This is a genomic window from Peribacillus sp. P4_D6 (genome assembly GCF_056401795.1).
Map to the genome: position 1 here is coordinate 1 of NZ_JBFUIQ010000189.1, position 5,327 is coordinate 5,327.

General features: G+C 42.0%; 6 protein-coding genes. All 6 read right to left on the bottom strand.

Translation table 11 applies throughout. The features are described from left to right. On the bottom strand, positions 1–697 hold a 697-nt coding region (locus AC1DVB_RS24970; RefSeq protein WP_477591460.1), incomplete at its 3' end, for an electron transfer flavoprotein subunit alpha/FixB family protein. A gap of 69 nt (positions 698–766) precedes the next feature. Beyond that, positions 767–1,540: an electron transfer flavoprotein subunit beta/FixA family protein gene (locus tag AC1DVB_RS24975; RefSeq protein WP_057276670.1), complete on the bottom strand. Its 774-nt coding sequence runs from the start codon at positions 1,538–1,540 to the stop codon at positions 767–769. A gap of 122 nt (positions 1,541–1,662) precedes the next feature. After that, on the bottom strand, positions 1,663–2,436 hold the full coding sequence (locus AC1DVB_RS24980) for an enoyl-CoA hydratase (RefSeq protein ID WP_057276671.1): 774 nt from the start codon (positions 2,434–2,436) through the stop codon (positions 1,663–1,665). A gap of 125 nt (positions 2,437–2,561) precedes the next feature. Next, positions 2,562–3,149, bottom strand: coding sequence for a TetR/AcrR family transcriptional regulator (locus AC1DVB_RS24985; RefSeq protein WP_230136487.1), 588 nt, complete (start codon positions 3,147–3,149; stop codon positions 2,562–2,564). Next, complete coding sequence (locus tag AC1DVB_RS24990) at positions 3,146–3,268, bottom strand: hypothetical protein (RefSeq protein WP_262983582.1); 123 nt, start codon at positions 3,266–3,268, stop codon at positions 3,146–3,148. Before AC1DVB_RS24990 ends, AC1DVB_RS24985 begins: the two co-directional genes overlap by 4 nt. An 83-nt stretch (positions 3,269–3,351) precedes the next feature. Then, positions 3,352–5,052 (bottom strand): long-chain-fatty-acid--CoA ligase, encoded by a 1,701-nt coding sequence (locus AC1DVB_RS24995; RefSeq protein ID WP_230136485.1) that lies wholly within the window; start codon positions 5,050–5,052, stop codon positions 3,352–3,354. Positions 5,053–5,327: the final 275 nt, after the last annotated feature.

Genomic DNA, 5,327 nt, shown 5'->3' on the forward strand with positions numbered 1-5,327 from the left:
CCGCTCCGCCAAGAACTTGTGCCAGTTCCTTTAATGGTTCAAAACCATCTTCACTTTTCACGCCACGGCCACCCGCGATGATTACTTTCGCTTCTGAAAGGTCCACCCCTTCACTGGCTTTTCTAACAACATCCTTAATGATTGTCCGTAAGTCCTTAATATCCACACTTAATGTAGAAACATCACCAGAGCGGGACTCATCTTTCGCTAATGGTTCGATATTGTTCGGACGGATTGTCGCGAAAATCACGCCAGCTGTAACAATTTTCTTTTCAAATGCTTTACCAGAATATATCGGGCGGGTGAAAACGATATTTCCGCCTTCTTCTTCAATGGATGTAACGTCGGAAATCAATCCTGATTCAAGTTTTCCAGCCAATTTAGGTGCAAGGTCTTTTCCTAAGGCTGTATGACCAAAGAAAATTCCTTCCGGCTTTTCCTGCTCGATGACGGCAAGCAAGCTTTGCGCATATCCATCTGAAGTATATTGTTTCAATTGATCATTTTCGACTGCAATAACCCGGTCTGCACCATACTGGATCATTTCATTACCGAAATTCTGAACACTGTCACCAACTAAAACACCAACGATTTCCCCGCCATCCGCTGCAAGCTTAGCCGCACCGATAGCTTCAAATGATACATTTCTTAGTGAACCATCACGAACTTCGCCCAATACAAGAAACTTTCTAGCCATTTATAAAAACCTCCTGTGCTCTATTTTTCTTTTTGTCTTGTGTTGTTGTTTTGAGATGTACCGTATCGATTAAATCACTTTTGCTTCACTGCGTAATAACTGAACAAGCTCGGTAACTTGAGCACTAATTTCCCCGTCCAAAACTTTTCCAGCTTCTTTTTTAGCAGGAAGGTAAATTTCAATCGTTTTTGTTTTGGCCTCAACATCGTCCTCTTCCAAATCCAGGTCATCCAATTCCAATTCTTCAAGCGGTTTTTTCTTTGCCTTCATGATTCCTGGCAATGAAGGATAACGTGGCTCATTTAGCCCTTGTTGCGCTGTCACCAATAATGGAAGAGAGGCTTCGATCGTTTCAGAGTCCCCTTCGACATCACGGATAACGCTTACATTTCCATTTTCTATGTCCAATTTAGTAATGGTTGTAATATAAGGAATTCCCAAAATTTCGGCAACGCGTGGTCCCACTTGACCAGAGCCGCCATCGATTGCAACGTTCCCTGCAATGATTAGATCTGCATTTTTATCTTTTAAGTATTCGCCAATAATTTTGGCAGTCGTGAATTGGTCGCCATTTTCTATGTCGTCTTCTATATTTATCAATACAGCTTTGTCAGCACCCATTGCCAACGCTGTGCGTAATTGCTTTTCAGCCTCTTCTGTTCCGACAGAAATAACCGTTACTTCGCCGCCTTGTGCATCACGCACCTGGATTGCTTCTTCAACTGCATACTCATCGTATGGATTAATGATGAATTCTGCCCCATCCTCATTGATTTTCCCGTTGGATAGTGTAATTTTTTCTTCTGTATCAAATGTTCTTTTCAGCAGTACATAAATGTTCACGATAATACCTCCCGAATAATTTGAGTTTTGAAGATTATGAATTTTATTGATATATAGTAATGTTCTACAGATTTCACCATAATCCTGCATGATATATAAAAATAGTTATTTAAACCGAAACATCATTTCCCTTTGAATACAGCTTCCCTTTTTTCAATGAAAGCGGCGATTCCTTCTTGTGCATCGGCAGTATCGAAAGCCTGGCCAAAGAGGGCAGCTTCCCTTTCCACACCTTTATGGTAAGAATCATGCTTGGAATAATTCAATAACTCAATGGCCGCCTTTAATGCCAGTGGGCTCTTCTTGGCAATTTTATTGGCTAGATCCTTAGCTTTTGGAATCAGTTCTTCATCCGTGAAGGCATGATTCGCCAATCCGCATTGCACAGCTTCGGTGCCTGAAATCGGTTCACTTGTAAACAGCATTTCAGCTGCCTTTGCCATGCCTACGTAACGAGGAAGACGTTGGGTCCCAGCAAATCCGGGGATTAAGCCCAACTGCAGCTCAGGCAAACCAAGTTTAGCCCTTTCGGTGACCAAACGGATGTGGCAGGCCATAGCCAGCTCCAATCCTCCGCCAAGCGCCGCACCATGGATGGCTGCAATGACCGGTTTTGGAAAAGATTCGATTTTCTCAAATACAGATTGACCATTCTTGGTCAGCTTCTCGAAAGCTTTCCCGTTTTTCACTTCCGTAAACTCTTTAATGTCCGCTCCTGCAGAGAAGAATCTTCCTTCACCATGAAGAAGGACAACCCGTACGGCTTCGTCTTTCCCAATTTGATCGAATGCCTGTGAAAGCTCTCCGATGATAGCCGAAGAAAGTGCATTTGCTGGTGCATGATCAATCGTTATAAAAGCCACATGATTTTCGACAGAAAGCTTAAGATATTCCATATCAATCCCTCCAGGCATGATAGTCAAACTTTTTTGATAATTCTCTATGTATCACTTCCAGTTAAAGCTGGAAGTTGAATTAACCGATTCTTTCGAGGATGGCTAGCCATCCTCTATTTAAATCGTTAACTTTTCAGGCCACAGCCGCCAATCAGCAGGCGGTGAACGTCTGGTGCAAGGTCAGGAAGCGAATACTTTTGCTCATTCATGACCCAAGTCGTCACAGTTTCATCAATCGTTCCAAAAATCATCTGCCTGGCAAGTAAATTATTTAAATCAGGCAGGAATTCGCCGTTCTCTTTTCCTTCTATAATGATCTGATCGATTAAATTTAAATACCCTCTTAGCACATCATTGATCCTAAGGCGCAATTCTTTATTCGACTGTCTTAATTCCAACTGAGTGACAATTGCTAAATTCACGTCTTCTGAAAGGTTTTGAAAATGTTTTTGGATGAGCACATGCAGTTTTTCCGAAGCAGAGGTCTTTCCTTTTATCTCTTCTTCGATCTGTTCCACAAAATACCCCATCTTTTCATGGAATAATGATATTAAGATATCTTCTTTATTTTTAAAATAAAGATAAATGGTGCCATCCGCTACGCCTGCCTGTTTGGCGATTTTGGATACTTGGGCTTGATAGTAACCGTTTTGGGCAATGACAATAACGGCCGCATCAATAATTTGATTATACTTTGGTCTGTTGCTTTTCACTGGATGTCCCCTTTCAGAAAAATGAATGAACCATCATTCATATTTCTATCATAAAATGATGACCCTTTACTGTCAAGCAAAACCTTATATAAGGCTCCTGACATTTCACTTCTGTTCATTGTACAGCCACCATCCATAGCTTGTCCAGCTGTTCTGCAAAACGGAGCCCTCTTCCGCTGCTCCGTTAAAAGGGGGTGCTTGTTTAAGCTTCTTTTCTTTCCTCGGATATTTTTTTCTTTTCTTCCTCGATAAGGACTCTTCTCAGGATCTTCCCTATCGTCGTTTTAGGAAGTTCATCCCTGAATTCATAGCTTCGCGGCACCTTATACGAAGCCAGGTTCTTTCTGGCAAATTCATTCAATTCCTCTTCAGTGACCCTGGCATTTTTTTTCAGGACGACATAGGCCTTGACGGTCTCTCCTCGATAAGGGTCAGGGATGCCTGCCACAACTACTTCCTGTATGGCCTCATGCTCGTATAGCACCTCTTCCACCTCACGTGGATATATATTGAAACCACCTGCAATGATTGTATCCTTTTTCCTCTCGACGACATAAAAGAACCCCTGCTCATCCATATAACCCAGATCGCCAGTAAGCAGCCAGCCATTTTTAAAGGTTTTTTCCGTTTCATCCGGACGGTTCCAATAACCTTTCATTACCTGTGGTCCTTTTATGGCAATCTCGCCTATTTCATTCGGAGGAAGCTCTTCAATGGATTCCAGGGACAGAATCGCCGAGTCAGTGTCCGGCCACGGCAGTCCAACGCTTCCTTTTACACGCGGCTGATCCCAAATGAAATTAGCATGTGTCACAGGTGAGGTTTCAGAAAGTCCATAGCCTTCAACTAGCTTCCCGCCGGTAATTTTCTCAAACTGCTCTTGAACCTCTAAGGGCAATGATGCAGAACCGCTAATACAGGCATTGATGGAAGAAAGATCATATTTAGCGATATCCGGATGGTTCAAGAGGCCGATATACATCGTTGGCGCTCCTGGAAACATGGTCGGTTTCTGTTTTTGGATGGTTTTAAGCGTCGCTTCGACATCAAACTTCGGCATGATGATCATGGTGTTCCCTTCCATGACGGAAAGAACCAAGACCGTAGTCATACCGTACACATGGAAGAAAGGCAGAATCGCAAGGATCCTTTCCTCACCGCGCTTATTTTTGTAAAGCCATGCATTGCACATTTTCGTATTTGCCAGCAAGTTCTTATGAGTAAGCATGACCCCTTTGGGAAAGCCAGTTGTCCCACCTGTATATTGCAAAAGGGCAAGGTCATTATTGACATCGATCGGCACAGTGTCGACTTCTTCAGTGATCTTTCGTTTCATGATTTCGGAAAATAAATGATGATTCCCTTCATGCTCCACATTGATGACAATGCCGTATTGCTTTTTTTGAATAAAAGGATAGATAAGATTTTTCGGGAAAGGTAAATATTCCTTGATAGCGGTTACAATTATATGTTCAATATCCGTTCTTGATGCCACTGCAGAAACACGGGGAAATAAAATATCCATCACTAAAATCATTTTCGCTCCGGAATCTTTCATTTGATATTCTAATTCACGTTCAGTATAGGTTGGGTTCGTTTGAACTACGACTCCTCCGGCCATCAATATCCCAAAAAAGCTTATGACACCCTGAGGGCAGTTAGGTAGCATGACGGCAACGCGTTCGCCTTTTTGAAGTCCGATACTTTTTAAATAGGCTGCAAACTTTAAAGCAGATTCATGCACTTCCCGGAAAGTTAATTCTTTTCCCTGGAAATGAATCGATACTTTATCAGGGAATTCCTCGGCTGATTCCTTCAAAAAAGAATAAAGAGGTTTATCTTCGTACGACAAAACAGCGGGTATCTGTTCCGGATAAATAGCTTGCCATGGCTTATTGCTCATTTGCCCCCTCCTTCTGAATATTCTCAATACTCTTAATCATTATAATACAATCGGGATTTTCTTACAATTGCCGAATTTCAGAGTATAAAGACCTTACGATGAAAGGCTGGATAGTATATATGTCCTATTCCAACTACAGGGAATGTTGGAATAGGACATATAAAAGGGAAACAAAAAAAGGAGTGGCTATACTCCTTTCAGAATGCAGACAACCCTTTTACCCTCATTTTTTTCTTTTAAAAAAGTTCCAGTGATTGGAACGGAAGGTACAAGAC